20 protein-coding genes and 2 tRNA genes are annotated in these 14,483 nt (G+C 36.7%); 16 read left to right on the plus strand and 6 right to left on the minus strand.

All coding sequences use genetic code 11. From position 1 onward, the window contains the following. Positions 1–36: 36 nt before the first annotated feature. Both BQ3481_RS02500 and BQ3481_RS02505 read left to right on the plus strand, forming a co-directional pair. Positions 37–573: a cob(I)yrinic acid a,c-diamide adenosyltransferase gene (locus tag BQ3481_RS02500; protein ID WP_157926827.1), complete on the plus strand. Its 537-nt coding sequence runs from the start codon at positions 37–39 to the stop codon at positions 571–573. Between the two features lie 41 nt (positions 574–614). Continuing rightward, positions 615–688: transfer RNA gene (locus BQ3481_RS02505), tRNA-Phe, on the plus strand. A 122-nt stretch (positions 689–810) separates the two neighbouring features. Here the strand turns inward: BQ3481_RS02505 and BQ3481_RS02510 are convergent. Then, the gene (locus tag BQ3481_RS02510) at positions 811–1,167 is read right to left on the minus strand and encodes a hypothetical protein (RefSeq protein ID WP_157926828.1); all 357 of its coding nucleotides are present in this window, start codon (positions 1,165–1,167) and stop codon (positions 811–813) included. Positions 1,168–1,272: 105 nt separating this feature from the next. Here BQ3481_RS02510 and BQ3481_RS02515 point away from each other — a divergent pair, with 105 nt between their 5' ends. The 5 genes from BQ3481_RS02515 (at position 1,273) to BQ3481_RS02535 (ending at position 2,972) form a co-directional block, all read left to right on the plus strand. After that, positions 1,273–1,626, plus strand: coding sequence for a hypothetical protein (locus BQ3481_RS02515; protein ID WP_157926829.1), 354 nt, complete (start codon positions 1,273–1,275; stop codon positions 1,624–1,626). 104 nt (positions 1,627–1,730) lie between these two features. After that, entirely contained in the window at positions 1,731–2,009 is a 279-nt protein-coding gene (locus BQ3481_RS02520; protein ID WP_157926830.1) for a hypothetical protein, read from the plus strand. A 58-nt stretch (positions 2,010–2,067) separates the two neighbouring features. Next, entirely contained in the window at positions 2,068–2,316 is a 249-nt protein-coding gene (locus tag BQ3481_RS02525; protein ID WP_157926831.1) for a hypothetical protein, read from the plus strand. Beyond that, complete coding sequence (locus BQ3481_RS02530) at positions 2,301–2,519, plus strand: Lrp/AsnC ligand binding domain-containing protein (RefSeq protein ID WP_157926832.1); 219 nt, start codon at positions 2,301–2,303, stop codon at positions 2,517–2,519. Before BQ3481_RS02525 ends, BQ3481_RS02530 begins: the two co-directional genes overlap by 16 nt. 42 nt (positions 2,520–2,561) lie before the next feature. After that, on the plus strand, positions 2,562–2,972 hold the full coding sequence (locus BQ3481_RS02535; protein WP_157926833.1) for a VOC family protein: 411 nt from the start codon (positions 2,562–2,564) through the stop codon (positions 2,970–2,972). On the opposite strand, the gene BQ3481_RS02540 is transcribed toward BQ3481_RS02535, so the two are convergent. From BQ3481_RS02540 to BQ3481_RS11825, 4 genes are all read right to left on the minus strand, one after another. Beyond that, positions 2,969–3,361 (minus strand): hypothetical protein, encoded by a 393-nt coding sequence (locus BQ3481_RS02540; protein ID WP_157926834.1) that lies wholly within the window; start codon positions 3,359–3,361, stop codon positions 2,969–2,971. The genes BQ3481_RS02535 and BQ3481_RS02540 overlap by 4 nt on opposite strands. 39 nt (positions 3,362–3,400) lie before the next feature. Then, positions 3,401–3,799 carry a hypothetical protein gene (locus tag BQ3481_RS02545; RefSeq protein WP_157926835.1) on the minus strand — a complete coding sequence of 133 codons (399 nt, stop codon included), beginning with the start codon at positions 3,797–3,799 and terminating at the stop codon, positions 3,401–3,403. A gap of 259 nt (positions 3,800–4,058) precedes the next feature. Then, the gene (locus BQ3481_RS02550; protein WP_157926836.1) at positions 4,059–4,856 is read right to left on the minus strand and encodes an adenylate/guanylate cyclase domain-containing protein; all 798 of its coding nucleotides are present in this window, start codon (positions 4,854–4,856) and stop codon (positions 4,059–4,061) included. Between the two features lie 6 nt (positions 4,857–4,862). Continuing rightward, positions 4,863–4,994, minus strand: a complete 132-nt coding sequence (locus tag BQ3481_RS11825; RefSeq protein ID WP_255408327.1) for a hypothetical protein — start codon at positions 4,992–4,994, stop codon at positions 4,863–4,865. 84 nt (positions 4,995–5,078) lie between these two features. On the opposite strand from BQ3481_RS11825, the gene BQ3481_RS02555 reads away from it, so the two are divergent. Both BQ3481_RS02555 and ilvA read left to right on the plus strand, forming a co-directional pair. Continuing rightward, positions 5,079–5,915, plus strand: coding sequence for a hypothetical protein (locus tag BQ3481_RS02555; protein ID WP_157926837.1), 837 nt, complete (start codon positions 5,079–5,081; stop codon positions 5,913–5,915). Positions 5,916–6,217: 302 nt separating this feature from the next. Next, on the plus strand, positions 6,218–7,426 hold the full coding sequence (gene ilvA, locus BQ3481_RS02560) for a threonine ammonia-lyase (RefSeq protein WP_157926838.1): 1,209 nt from the start codon (positions 6,218–6,220) through the stop codon (positions 7,424–7,426). Here ilvA and BQ3481_RS02565 read toward each other — a convergent pair. Next, the gene (locus BQ3481_RS02565; RefSeq protein ID WP_157926839.1) at positions 7,423–8,673 is read right to left on the minus strand and encodes an Nramp family divalent metal transporter; all 1,251 of its coding nucleotides are present in this window, start codon (positions 8,671–8,673) and stop codon (positions 7,423–7,425) included. The two genes, ilvA and BQ3481_RS02565, sit on opposite strands and share 4 nt — an antisense overlap. A gap of 120 nt (positions 8,674–8,793) precedes the next feature. Between BQ3481_RS02565 and BQ3481_RS02570 the strand changes: the two genes are divergently transcribed. The 7 genes from BQ3481_RS02570 to BQ3481_RS02600 all read left to right on the plus strand — a co-directional run bounded on the left by BQ3481_RS02570 (position 8,794) and on the right by BQ3481_RS02600 (position 14,325). Beyond that, positions 8,794–9,231 carry a phosphoribosyltransferase gene (locus BQ3481_RS02570; RefSeq protein WP_231911840.1) on the plus strand — a complete coding sequence of 146 codons (438 nt, stop codon included), beginning with the start codon at positions 8,794–8,796 and terminating at the stop codon, positions 9,229–9,231. Positions 9,232–9,372: 141 nt separating this feature from the next. After that, a complete protein-coding gene (locus tag BQ3481_RS02575; RefSeq protein ID WP_157926840.1) occupies positions 9,373–9,873 on the plus strand; it encodes a zinc ribbon domain-containing protein in 501 nt (166 codons plus the stop codon). 59 nt (positions 9,874–9,932) lie between these two features. Then, a tRNA-Val gene (locus tag BQ3481_RS02580) sits at positions 9,933–10,007 on the plus strand. Between the two features lie 252 nt (positions 10,008–10,259). Continuing rightward, positions 10,260–10,571, plus strand: a complete 312-nt coding sequence (locus BQ3481_RS02585) for a DUF5615 family PIN-like protein (RefSeq protein ID WP_157926841.1) — start codon at positions 10,260–10,262, stop codon at positions 10,569–10,571. A gap of 107 nt (positions 10,572–10,678) precedes the next feature. Beyond that, positions 10,679–11,677 (plus strand): tetratricopeptide repeat protein, encoded by a 999-nt coding sequence (locus BQ3481_RS02590; RefSeq protein WP_157926842.1) that lies wholly within the window; start codon positions 10,679–10,681, stop codon positions 11,675–11,677. 6 nt (positions 11,678–11,683) lie between these two features. Next, positions 11,684–13,252 carry a CAP domain-containing protein gene (locus BQ3481_RS02595; protein ID WP_157926843.1) on the plus strand — a complete coding sequence of 523 codons (1,569 nt, stop codon included), beginning with the start codon at positions 11,684–11,686 and terminating at the stop codon, positions 13,250–13,252. Beyond that, a complete protein-coding gene (locus BQ3481_RS02600) occupies positions 13,249–14,325 on the plus strand; it encodes a 2'-5' RNA ligase family protein (protein WP_162287727.1) in 1,077 nt (358 codons plus the stop codon). The genes BQ3481_RS02595 and BQ3481_RS02600 overlap by 4 nt, the downstream gene beginning before the upstream one ends. Positions 14,326–14,483: the final 158 nt, after the last annotated feature.

Consider the following 14,483-nt stretch of genomic DNA (forward strand, 5'->3'; position numbering starts at 1 on the left):
AGATTAAAATGGCAATTGTGATCCAATTAGACATCTGTGAAAATTTACACAAAAACAGGTGATGATGGAACCACCGGTCTAATTGGCAACAAGCGCGTAAAAAAATCAAGCCCTAGAATTGAATCTTATGGCGTGGTGGATGAACTAAATGCGTCTATTGGTATAATTTTGTCGTCAAAACTGCAAAAAGACATTCGTGTTCTGCTGACAAAAATTCAAAATGATCTTTTTGTAGTAGGTGCAGACCTCGCAAATCCAGACTTGAAAAATAATTCAAACCGAGTTACGTCTGAAATGGTGTCTTATCTGGAAAAAAAGATAGACCGCCTTGAAGAAAAACTGTCTCTCATAACATATTTTATTTTGCCTGGTGGAAATTTGATTGCCTCGCAAATTCATCTAGCAAGAACGATCTGTAGAAGAGCAGAGACAAACATGGTACACCTGTCAGAATCTGAGGATCTAAACAATACATGCTTGATATACATGAATAGATTATCTGATCTTCTTTTTGTAATAGCGCGAACAATAAACAAAAGAAAAAAAATTTCCGATATTGCTTGGAAAAAGTAAAAGACACACTTTAATTCCCCTGAAATTGGATAGTGAAATGTGCCGCCGTAGCTCAGCCCGGGAGAGCACTCGGCTGAAGACCGAGCTGTCGCATGTTCAAGTCTTGCCGGCGGCACCTTTTTGATATGATATTTACATGATTGCCTTGGCAAGTGTGATTTTCTAATACCGTATGCCTAAATTCTAAATCTGACATATGATGATAACCAAAATATTTCATTCTGAAGGGATTGTTTTCTATTTGGTTTTCTTGTATTGTTTTAGTGCAATTCCATTTGTAACAAGCAACAATCCTTGTAATATGTAGCCACCAACAATCAGTACAATTGCGTTGTAAAATGGATGTAATGTTGACATGATCTCCAAATGTTTTGGAGATGCTGTATTGCCTACTATGACTATGCCGGCAATAATGAAATTTGGGAGGTATGCATATCTGAAACTTTTTAACGACAATACTACAAGTGCCATAAAAGATGATTCTAATGCAATGGCTTGGATGAAAAACTTTGGATCTCCCAACGGTATGCCAAATGCACCCACAATGCATATGGACACAAGGACAGAAACTAGATACTTTTTGATGTTGTTCATTTTAACTTCCAGTTTTGTACCATGTTTAATAAAATTAATTGTACGTGACGGGAATTCAAAACATGTCTTAAATAGGGTGTTCTGAAACATATTTTGAATACAAAAATGAGCTTATCTGCAGATACGGTCAATTATTGCAAAAAAATACTTGCACTTGATCCCCAGATTAGATTTGCAGGTAAGATTGTCGATGAAGAACTGGTATCTACTGCAAGAAAGGATGGTGTTGTACCTTTGCTTGACAAGGATCTTGCTGCTCTTGCACATCATCAGGTTTCTGTAAAGGCTATGATGGACAAGATGTTCACCGATAAACTAGGCAATACCGACTGGATTGTTGAATCCAAGGGAAAAGTGAAATTATTGACAGTGTTCCAAAAAGATGGCATACTGATTCTTTCAACAGAACCCACATCTGATCATCATGCCATAATTGAAAAAATAAAGAATCTTAAATAATATCAATATTGGGTATGTGCGAAATTCGGCTTTTTTCCTTGAATTGTGTCGAAATTATTTAGTAATGTCATAATGAGACAAGTTTAAAAGGACGATACTACTTGTTGGATAATCGTCTTATGACAAAGGACAAGAAAAAAGATAGCAAGAAGTCTACAAAAAAAGAGGCCTTGAAAAAGGAACCTTCCAAAAAAGAAGTGACAAAAAAGGAAATTCCAAAGGTCAAACTAAAAGAGAAGACTAAACTAAAAGAGGATCTGGTTCAAGAAGATGACGGGATAATTGTTGTTGAGGATGACACAGGTCTTGACAAGGAAGCAGAACTAGAGGCAAGAAAAGCATACTTGGAAGAGGCACGTTCTCAAGAAGCAAGTGACGATTAGATTTTTCATATTGCTCTGATCGAAAAGACTTATCCATGATTATGTCAATACAGGTATAATGAGATCTCTTTGTTTGATAACTGTAAAACCAGGCAAGGTTGACTCGGTCATAGATTCTCTGAAAAAAGCAAGAAAAATACTACGAGAAATAATGGTCGTGACAGGAAGGGCTGACATTGCAGTTGTTCTTCAGGGCACAATTGATGAAATCAATAACATCGTGATTGATTTTAAAAAGATAAAAGAAATTGTTTCAACAGAGACTCTGATTGAAGTGGAGGTAGATATGGGTTGGTCAAAGCCGTAGTCCTAGTAAAATCTCCTAAAAAACTCATAGCTGCAAGACTCCGCTTGGTAAAGTCTGTCTATGATTCTTTTGCGGTAAGTGGTCAATTTGATGCGGTTGCACTCATAGAGGTTAAGGAATTATCATCCATAAAAGACGTTACAACAGAGATCCAAAACATAAAAGGCGTAGAACGTACTGAAACAATGGTCCAAGTAGTCTAGTTTCACCATAATCTTTTAACACTGCGAACACTTACGGTGTACATGAATATCCGACACCTTGGAAGTGTAATCATTGCAGTCTCAGACTTGGACAAATCTCTGAAGTTTTATAATGAAGTGATTGGATTGCCAGTTAAAAACAGCAGAGAAAACTGGGTGGAATTGGCAAAAGAAGGTGCAACCGTCATACTTCATCCTGCAAGTAAACCCATTAACACTGGAACGTCTATTGAGAATGGAATAGTGATTGGATTGGTTGTAGGGGATATAGAGTCTGCAGTGAAAGAACTCAAATCAAAAAATGTCACAATCTATAGAGAAATTGTATCTCACAAGGCAGGCAAAAACTGTATTGTGCTGGATCCTGACAAATACATGGTGTCATTATTTGAGCCTTCATTTGATGATGGTGCAAAACAAGCTCGTGGTTTCCACGGATTTGCTCCACTCTAAATAATTTTTTTAATTTTTGCAATAATTTTGTTTACTGCATCAGGTGCCACTATCTTGTTTACTGAAATATAATAAATGCCCTCTTTTCTCTGGAATACGATAATTGTAACCCTGTCATGCCTAAGTACTGCACTATCCATATTTCCAATGGCTAGACTTGCCTTGCTTCGCATTGCAAGCATTGTAGAAACCAAGAAAAACTCATTTCTTGCAGGCTCGTTTGATAGCAGGACATTTAACCCCGGTCGAAATATTCCAGTCAACGTTCTTCCATATTCATTTATCAACCCTACATATCTGATTGATTTTGACAACTCCATTATGTTCTGACATTTCATTCTGTATTGTGCTATCCGTTCTGTCCATTTTTGACTGGGTGTCTTTTGCATAGTTATGATAGAAAGTTTATGCTTTATAAAAGTTGGAAGTTATTTTTTCTTTTCTTTACCAAGATCAGATCTCAAAGCCATGTTTTCTTTTTTCAGTCTGTCATTTTCTTCGGTTAGCGTATCTACTGTCTGCATTGTAGCATGCATTGGATGACCTGGCATGAATCCATTTGGCGTCATGTTAAACAGGCCTGCTGCATATCTTTGAAACATTGTATGATGGCCTGAAAGTTTACTCGTCATCATGTTGACATCCTTGACTATGCTGTCTTTTACCATTCCTGCACTGGAAATTCCATGTGGTGGATTTGCACGTGGTGGTAACCTTGGAAATGCAAATGGGGAATTCATATTGTCAATTGGATGTCCCAAAATCTCCATCATTTTTCTCACATCATATGGCCACATGAGTTGAATTCTTGTTGTCCTATATTTCATGTTTACTCACAAAATTACGCATTAGATATAGCAAGGTGTCAAGTGCTGGTAGTTTTTTATCAAATTCTATCGATCTCTGATCCTTATAGAATGGCCTGATCGACACTAGTTTAATGTCAAAAATGATATCAATGCATTGCATAAAATGTAAAAAAAATATTGGTTCAATGGATTTATACAAAATTGTCATGTATGTTGTTGATCAAAAGTTTACAGATCATCATTACGAACATGTGGAATGTCCTGACAAATTCACTATCTAGACATGCATTGCATACACTCTGTAGACTCTTCCTGTTTTCTTGTCTTGGTATGACCATCTATTATCCGACCATTCTATTTGCTCGAAAAGATTTTTGAGCGATGGGTGAAGCTTCTCATAGACATCTTCACCGATCAAGATCTGGTTTGGCTTTGCTAGTGCAGTAATTTTGGCGGCAATGCTTACTGCTGGGCCAAGGATGTCTACATGTGATCTAACTTGGTCTGAACCATATCTTGCAATCACATTCTCACCAAAATCCATGCCGATCTTTACGCGTAACTCAGGATAATCATATTCACTAAGTATCGGATTTATTCCACGTTCAATTACATCTATCATAGTTCTTGCACAGTTTACTGCACTGTCTGATACCACAAGTGGACTTTCTTCGGCAATAAAATACCCAATAACTGCATCTCCGACATATTTTAGGACATATCCTCCATGATGGCGTATTACAGATCTCATCTCTTGTGAAAATGAGCTAATTATTATCCCAAGTTTTTCTGGCGGGAGTTGCAATGCCATATCTGTTGAGCCAACCAAGTCTACAAACATGACAAGCATGTGCAGTTTTTGTGCCACATGTTTTCGCAGAAACGTATCTGATTCATCTATGGAATAATCATATTCATATCCTTTTTTGAGGGAACTCCATACTCTCTTCTGAGTCTCCTTGATCAAACTTTCACTGTCTAGGGTACCAGTCTTGCCTCCTCCCAACATCATGTCTATGATGCTTTTGGTGGACGTGTTTTCCTCTTCCTGCATTTTCTTGGGTTCTTCACTCATTTTTACTCATTCCAATGGAAAGTTGGCTCCACATACGGGACATACTCCTCTTTCTCCCTTGTATTTTATATCAAAGTATTGTATTACTTCCACGTTACAGTTCCAGCAGATTATCTTCTTAAAGGACGGTTTTTTCACTTGTCAACATCCAATAAAAAATGGGCTTATAACGTATTTAAAGTACATACCGATTTTATGTGGAAGGCTTTTGGAGATATTTTGATGCAGATACCTGTAAGCAATCCCGATCTATTCATAAAATCTATGAGTGACAAGGCTGAGATCATACGGACCTCATTCTTGGGGCATATTACTACTCTTACAAAAAAAGTTCCTCTGAAGGTCATGTTGGGAGATGGTACTGTGACAGATCAGGAATCATTTGATCCTGCTCTTGTAAGAAAATTTTTTGAAAATATACTAAACAAAATACCTGAATGGAATCATCAGGGAGTATCTGCAACTACTGAAAAAGACTTGCGAAGAAGTTTCATAAAATTCGATATACAGGAAGGAAATTATCTTCTTTCTTCACACATGTCTCTACAATATCACGCATTGCTATTTTATAGACTTGATCACCGCGTTATTGAGATCCAAAAAGAACTATCAGATATATCCAACATGATTGAAAAACTCCAGATTCGGGTAGGACCTGAAAATGACAAGATAATAGAAGAAAAACTACGAGCGGAAGGATATCATGGAATGGATGAACAAAAACTATTCGAAGTGTTGTTTAATCGTGAAGATATCACACAAGATGTTGTAAAAACAATTGAGGCGTCACATGCAGAACACACAAAACTTGTAGTAAACAGGGATAAATTGTTTAGAGAACTGGATGACCTGCTCATAGAGGTATATCATACTACGCCAGTGTTAATTGATGAAAACAAAATGATCGCGGCAGAGGAAGGATGTCTGTGCAATTTTAATCTAGAATATGTAAGGAATAACACCAGACAAGGAAATATAAACCTGGCAAGAATTTCGGAGCAGACCAAGACAAACTTACTTGTATTGCTTGATAGTATCATAGAAATTTTAAAAATCTAAAAAATTGTTTATATCAAAGTGTTTTCAAAACTCCTGTATTATTAGCCAAGGGGTCAGAACTACACATCACGGTGCAAAGTTTGGGGAGTTGACACCATGTGGTATATGACCACCTTGACTTAGATCTTACATGCTCTCAGAATATTATTTAGCCCTTTTTGATCCATAAAGATTTTGTTAATTTGTCATATGTTTGTATAGTTTTTATCTTAAATATGTCAGAATTATGCAAAATACATGTTGGTTTTTTGGTTCACATGGTTCAATAAACCAAATATACCAAGTCAGGGCTGGAAATTCTGATGGATGTAACTTTTGAAGACATAATAAAATCCCAGAAATTACAACGTAATGTAATTCGTAGGACACCACTTGAAAACTCACATTCATTTAGTGAAATGACTGGCTCCAATGTCTACCTGAAATCAGAATGCCTACAAAAAACCGGCTCATTCAAGTTTAGGGGAGCCTATGCAAAGATTGCAAGCCTTTCAAAAGATGAAAAGAAAAAAGGAGTGATTGCGGCATCTGCGGGAAACCATGCACAAGGTGTGGCATATGCATCATCGCTTGAAAAAATTCCATGTACGATTGTAATGCCTGTGACGGCATCTCCTGCCAAAGTTTCTGCAACCAGATCATATGGTGCCAACGTAATTCTAGAAGGTACTATCTATGACGAATCTTCTGCAAAAGCTGCAGATATCGCACAAAAAACAGGGGCTACTATTGTACATGCTTTTGATGATGAAACGGTAATAGCTGCACAGGGAGTAATAGGACTTGAAATAATGGAAGATCTTCCCGATGTAGATGAGATTTATGTTCCAATCGGAGGGGGAGGACTTGCAGCTGGAATCCTAAAAGCAGTCAAGACCAAAAAACCAAAGGTGAAGGTGATTGGTGTACAATCATCGGGTTTTCCTGCGATGAAAAAATCATTTGATATTGGCAAGTTACAATCAGTTGCAGGCCACCGGACGATAGCAGATGGCATATCTGTAAAAACACCCGGTCACTCCACATTTAAAATCATAAATGAGTTGATAGATGATATTGTTCTTGTCGATGATTCTTCCATAGTGAAGGCAATGTTTCTACTGATGGAAAGATCAAAGACCGTGGTAGAACCAGCTGGTGCTGTTGGCATTGCATACTTGCTTGATAAAAAACCATCTCCGGGAAAAAAAGTGGTCACAATCCTGTCCGGTGGAAATGTGGACATGTATTTGCTTGGTCAGATTGTGGCAAAGGGCCTAACAGAAATGGGTAGAATGGTCAAGATCTTTATTCTTTTAACTGACAAACCGGGAGCACTCAAGGAAGTAGTTGACCAGATATCATCACTAAGTGTAAACATAGTAGATGTGATTCATGATAGGCTAAGCTCAAGTATACCTGCAGGTACTGCAGGGGTCACACTGAGTCTTGAGACACAAGATCAGGAACATGCTCAACAATTGATACGATTCTTGAAGAGAAAGAATATCCAGTTCAAGGTAGTGACTTAGAAACCGACTGTAGCAAGCAGGTATATGTTTAGCAACATGATGATGCCAACAAACATGCTTGCTACAACAGTAGTTATTTTCCTGTTTACAAATTGACCCATCAGGTTTCTGTCCCTTGTCAATATCAAAAGAGGTATCATTGGCAATGGGATCAATATACTCAGTATTACTTGGCTGTAAACAAGTATGTGTAGAGGATCAAACCCCAAAAGTATTGCAATTGTAGTAGGAATTACATTGACAAACCTGGTGACCAGTCTTCTTAACCATGGATTCACTTTTTTCCCTAAAAGGCCTTCCATGATTGATTGACCTGCCAGTGTACCTACTACTGATGATGCAATACCTGATGACAGTAGTGTTATGATAAAAATTGTGGCAGCAGAGACGCCAAAAAGTGGAATGAGAATTTTAAAGGCCTCAGATATTGTATTGATTTCAGGATGTGTTGGATTGAAAGCTACGGCTGCCATTATCATAATTGATACATTTACGGCAGCTGCAAGACTGAGTACAATTATTGTTTCTGTCAAATGATATTTTCTAAATTTGGTTTTTTGTTCAATGGTGCTTCCACTAACCTTATCTCGTGTCAGAGAAGAATGAAGAAAAAGTACATGCGGCATAACTGTTGCACCAATAACTCCGACTGCAACAAATAATGCCTGAGAATTTGTAACTGATGGAACTATCGAATGGTAAACTAGCATACTGGCATCGGGTTTTGCAAGAAATATTTCATAAAAAAAACCAAAACTGATCACTGAAACAAATAAGAGGAAGAATTGTTCTAACACTCTGAATCTCTTTGATGTCAAACCAAGTATGAGTATGACATCTGCAGCTCCAAAAATTGCAGCATAAAGTAGTGGTACACCAAATAATAAATTAAGTGCAATAACTGTTCCAAGATATTCTGCTAGATCTGTTGATGCTGCAACAACTTCTGCACTCAGCCAATATGGTATGATGTAAATCTTTTTTTTCAATCTTGCACGGATTATTTCTGGCAATGACATCTCTGTTGCAATGCCTATCTTTCCAGATAGATACTGGAGAAGCATGGCCATTATGCTTGCAAGCCAGACCACCCACAAAAGAGTATACCCATAGGATGCACCACCTGTAATGTCAGTACCATAATTTCCTGGGTCCATGTATCCTATACTGATTATCAAGGCAGGGCCAGCAAAAGCCAAAAATCTTGCAATCTTATTCCTAGCATCCGCTAGACTAGTTTTATTCATGAATTACAAGTTCTGACATGCGCTATTAAAAGTTAGCTTAGTCTATATTAATTAGCTCTGTCTAACTTTAAAATGATTTTTCAAAATGATTAATAGGAAACAAAAAACAGTGCAATCGGATTGACAAAACAACTTTGGAAAGGGCACTATGATGTTACATGGGCTGAAGTAGAGATGCTAATAGAAATTCTTGTGAATAAGATAAAAAAGACTGGTATTGAATTTGACAGAATAGCAACCATCTCAAGAGGAGGCCTAGTACCTGCAAGACTAATCGCTGATCATTTTGATACAAAAAAAATAATTGTAAACCCGAAAAAGATTTCAAAAAAAACTCTTTTTGTTGATGACATTTATGATTCTGGAAGTACATTCCATAAGATATTTTCACTCGTTCAGACACCTGAAAATTTTTTGTATGCTACATTGATTGCAAGAAAAGACATGAAGTATCCGAAATCGTTGACATATGCCAAAAAAACACAGGGTCGTGAATATGTGGTATTTCCATGGGACAGATTCGAGTTTAAGAGAACAAAAACAAACATTAAAGATTAGGTATTATGATATTATCGATTCGATATGAATCCATTTGCATGCTCTAAATGTTTTGCTGGATATAGGCCTGGAGAGTTGATATCTTGTTCAAAATGTAGTCAAGAATTCTGCGGCACGTGTTTTAAGCAACATGTTCACTAGATGCCTGAAAAAATAAGTAGTGGTCATGGGTCAAATACTCTAATGGAATTTGGGGGCGATGATGTAGATACACTTGCATTGATGTTTGACAAACTTCAGTATATTTTTCGGGGATATGACTCGTACATTCAGGCATTCGCAGAAATGTATGCGCTCTACAAGCAAGGAAATCTTTCTGAACGGGACTATTATTACGGAATAACTGATGCAGTTCTAAAATATTCCGCACTGGATTTTCTAGGGTTAAAAGCCATGTTTGAGATAAAAAAGGCACTAAATAGGATGAATAACGCTTCCCTGACATCTACAACAGGATTGACACCTGGTAAGATACAATCGGGTCCTCAAAATACTGTTGCCTCGTTTATTTCGGCAAAAACCCTGCCTGGAAGGAATGAAGTCATGAATGTGATATCTGGTGATGGAAACAAATGCATGTCTTGTGGAAAGACTGTATCAAATGTGGCAAAATTTTGCACATCATGTGGCAACAGGATGTGAATTGATTAATTGTTAAGAAAATTCAAGAACTAAATAATCCTACTTTGAAAAATAAATCTGGATCGGTAGTCTAGCCTGGTTAGGATATCGCACTCACACTGCGGGGGTCGCTGGTTCAAATCCGGCCCGATCCACTACTATACAGTTCTTTTTATGGTTCCGTCACGCATGGGGTATAGGCCTTGAAAATACACAAATCAGATATCGAGCAATTAGAGCAAAATCCGTTAGACCTATTCTATGATGGATGCAGATCGCCTGCTACCAAAGAACGCTATGCCAGATATCTTAGAACAATTCTATGTGATATCTATGAAACTGTTTTAGAAATTATAAATTGACTGGATTGATTTTATATTCAAGTTCACAATAAAAATTACTACCAGATGGATTTGTTATTTGATGAGCATTGTGCAGGTAATTATTTCTCTAATCAATCAGAAATTGATCAAAATCATAAATCGATTTGCGTTGGTCATCATGCTGATTTGCCCGCTGGTATGCATGATGAGGCAATAATGGAATATGCAAAAAACAATAATTTTACTATTGTGACTAAAGACGTTAAATTTGTAAAAGAACGTAGTAAACAAAATACGAAAGTGGCTGTGTTAAAGGGTAACTATCTATTTCTTGTACAATCAGCTGTCAAGATGTTTGGTCGTGAACCAGATGACCGATTATTTACTTATGACTGATGGATTTTATATCGATGTAGATGTAACACGGGCCCAAAATAATGACTAGAAGAAAAACATTATCTATTAAATCCTTAAGTTGATGGAAATTCAAAAAAGCCTGGGATTTGGGCGAAGAAACAAAAGAATGGTATGATAAAGTATTAGAGTGTAATCCTAGAGATGTTGATGCGCTATACTACAAAGGTGTCTCACTTGACAAACTAGGAAAACACGAAGAAGCAATAGTGTGGTATGATAAAGCACTAGAAATTAATCCAAAATATGTTGATGCTCTAAACAAAAAACGTATTTTACTTGGCAAACTAGGAAAGAACGCAGAGTCACTAGAGACTGACAAATCTAATCCTGTCAAGGCTGAAAAATTATACATCATTCAGGAAGAATCTCTAGTTAGTTTATCTGAAGATTATGTAAGGGATTTTTTACAAAATACTGTTGTCAAGATTGATGACAAAATCAAGATTCATCATAATGGCACAATAATAGAAATGAAAATGGTTTCGACCTATCCTGGTGGGTCTTCTGTTGTAGTACCATCTACAGAAATTCACATTACTACAAGACAGGAAATTGAATACCTGTCTAATCTTAGACCAGAAAAAAAGAAAATAAGCGCAGATAATGCCTGTGCTACGCCTGATTGTAAAACAAAATTACATGATCTTAATTCAAAACATTGTAAGTTATGTAATCAAAGAGTCTGTATTGATCATTTGCAATTACACCTAAACAAGTATTGTCCTAAAACTATGTATGTTAAATATATCCGAAAGTTATGGCTGATGAAACGTGGTCAGAATGTTTCTTCAGGCATGTACAGCATAATCTGTGAAACATGTGGTTATGTTTCTGATTTTCCACAATTAATCGAATATGCTGGACAAGAATTAGAATCACATCTAGATAACAGCCCAGAATGTAAGGCAAACGAGAAAACATTTCTTGAGGAACTTGATTTTGAACCAATACCAAAAGGAGTACATGTAGAATCAAGCATTGTTCATGATCCTACTAGGACATTATGGGTATGTGTACATTGTCGGCCACCTAGAAAGTTTACAAATCATGATGAATACATATCACATCATTATACTCATAGTTAGAAAAATATGGACGATGATGACTGGCGTAACTGGAAGAATGGACGATATGATAATCGATATGATGGTGTAGGAAGACACTCGGGTAAAAGATACTATCGACGAAGTAAATTTGGAGCAAAACAGATTGCAATTATTTCTATTGGATTAGTTGCTGCGTCACTATTTGTTTTAGTGGTAGGAGTTCCAGGACTACCACAAATACAACTTCCACAAATTAGTCTTCCAAATCTTATACAAACATCACCATCTCAAAGCCCCTCAGAAATACCACCAGGACAAACAAATCAGCCACCAGCTAGTAGCACCAGCCAAGTTGTTTATTCGAACTGTCTCATGGCATCAAACGGAGCCGGAGGAATTAGGATTAATTGTGCAAATCATGATTCAATACAGTGTATATCAGATCCTCCAATAGGTTCCGGAATACAAAAAGATGTGACTTTGACAATTGACAAAAATTCCTGCATTGTCCAATATCAAAATTCTCAAGGAAGTGATGCTGTATATAATTTTCAATTAGGTTCATCTCCGTCTGTTACAACACCCAATCCGAGTAACACTCCTCCTGCGCCTAGTATTCTTCCAAAGATGACATTTCCAAAAATTACGTTTCCAAAGGTAACAATTCCCTCTATAACAATTCCAGGAAGTTCTAATGTTCAACCACCGATCCAACCAACAGATCTTCCAAGCCTTTACGCATATGCACTAAAAATTATAAATGATGATAGAAAGGCAAATGGATTAAGTCCGGTAGCATTAAGCAATATAGGTTCGGCACAAAATCATGCAAACGATCAATTGACTCTAAAATATTTTTCACATTGGAATAGTGATGGTGTAAAACCCTATGTCGTTTATACAAAACTTGGCGGAAGAGGAGCCGTTGCAGAAAATGATTATTATACATATTCAACATGTCCAACCGGAAACTGTATAGAAAATACCTATGACCCATATGCAGAAATCCAAAAAGGAGAAGACGAGATGATAAATAATGATGCTGCATCAAACTGGGGTCACAAGAAAAATATTCTAGATCCTGATCATACAACCGTAAACTTTGGAATTGCGTATGATAATGACCGATTCTACTTTGTACAAAACTTTGAGAACAATCTAGTAAATTGGCAGACAATAAAATTGACAGGTGGAACTCTGATGATTAGTGGAACAATTCTTCCGGGATATACAATGTATAGCATTGATGTATTTTCTGATCCAAGTCCAAAAGCACTTACGGAAAATGATTTGGATAATTCACCTCCTTACAATGCTGGATATTATGACCAAGGAACTGATGTAGGCATGATTGTACCAAGACCTGTGGGAAATAGCTATTATCCTGAATGCTCTCCTGGGAAAATCACTACCTTATTTTCAGATGGTAAAAGCGAGTGTTTGGACTATGCTATGTATGTAAATAATTCTCCAAGTCCAAACTCGATTAATACAGTAATTGACGTTTCAAAATGGTTAGGTACAGGAGGATTACATACGATTTATCTCAACTTGAAGGATCCTTCAGGAAACGTGGCTCCTGCAACTTCATGGACGTTAGAGTATTTGAAATGACTCGTTATTTAGTACAAATCAGAATTTTAGGCAACACAAAAGTGTATCTTAAAGATCTGATTTATGATATATCAAAGAAATTTGATGTTGATGGTGTAACAAGAAAAAGACCAGTACCTCATATTTCTCTTGCAGGTCCACTCAGCACAGATGATGAGGAAAGACTTGTCAGAGAAGTATTTGATGTTGTCAAGAAATATGACATAGTAGGATACTCTCTAGACGGATTTGGTAAATTCAGTAAATTCCTTTTTTTAAAACGAGTCATATTTGTAAACATTGAACCTTCCAAAGATTTGGAAGAAATGAGGAGTGAAATATCTCGGAGATTAGAAATCTTTTGCAAGATGCAGGATCATGATTACAAGGATGATTTTGAATTTCATGCGACAATTGCATTTCGTGACATCACATGGAAATTTGGGGAGATATGGAAGTATATGCAAAAATTACCACAACCGAAAATTAATCTGACTCTCTTACGAGTGACAATACTTAAGAAAGCCATACATGAGAAATCAAAAATCCTTTATGAATATGATCTAATGCTTAAAAGAAAATTGGATAGAGAACAAGCACTTGATAAACAAACCCTTCAACACACATTATCTGTTCTAAAAAAAAGACAAGAAACTCTTCCTCCAGATTTCTGGGATGTGCCTGATTCTGAGAAGGATGGAGAGATATTCCTAATCAGTGATACTCATTTTGATCATGAAAATATCATAAGATATTGTCATAGGCCTTTCAAATCTGTAGGAGAAATGAACAAGACTCTAGTTGACCGATGGAATTCAAAAGTTGGAAAGGAGGATACTGTTTATTTCATGGGCGATTTGACACTTGAACGTGAGAATCTTGATTATTGGCTCGGTAAACTAAATGGAAAAATAAAATTCATTCGTGGAAACCATGATAAAGGTCTGATTACAAAGGCAGAAGAAATACAGGATAGATGTCCCCTTGTCTACAAGGGAAATAAATTCCTTCTAACTCATGACCCTGTCAGACCAGCTAATTGGGATGGTTGGCTAATCCATGGTGACAAGCACAATAATAGTCTAGATAATTGAGGGTTGGGCACAATTCCAAGGCATATTTTGATCATGTTCCAAAATTAATTTAATGGAAAATGCTTTGGATCTCCTTGCCAGATATTCATTGTCAAGATGCATATCAAGAAAGAAATCCTCAGCAAGATTCAATCAGAATCCTTCCTTATTGGCATTTT

Source organism: Candidatus Nitrosotalea okcheonensis (genome assembly GCF_900177045.1).
Lineage (GTDB): Archaea > Thermoproteota > Nitrososphaeria > Nitrososphaerales > Nitrosopumilaceae > Nitrosotalea > Nitrosotalea okcheonensis.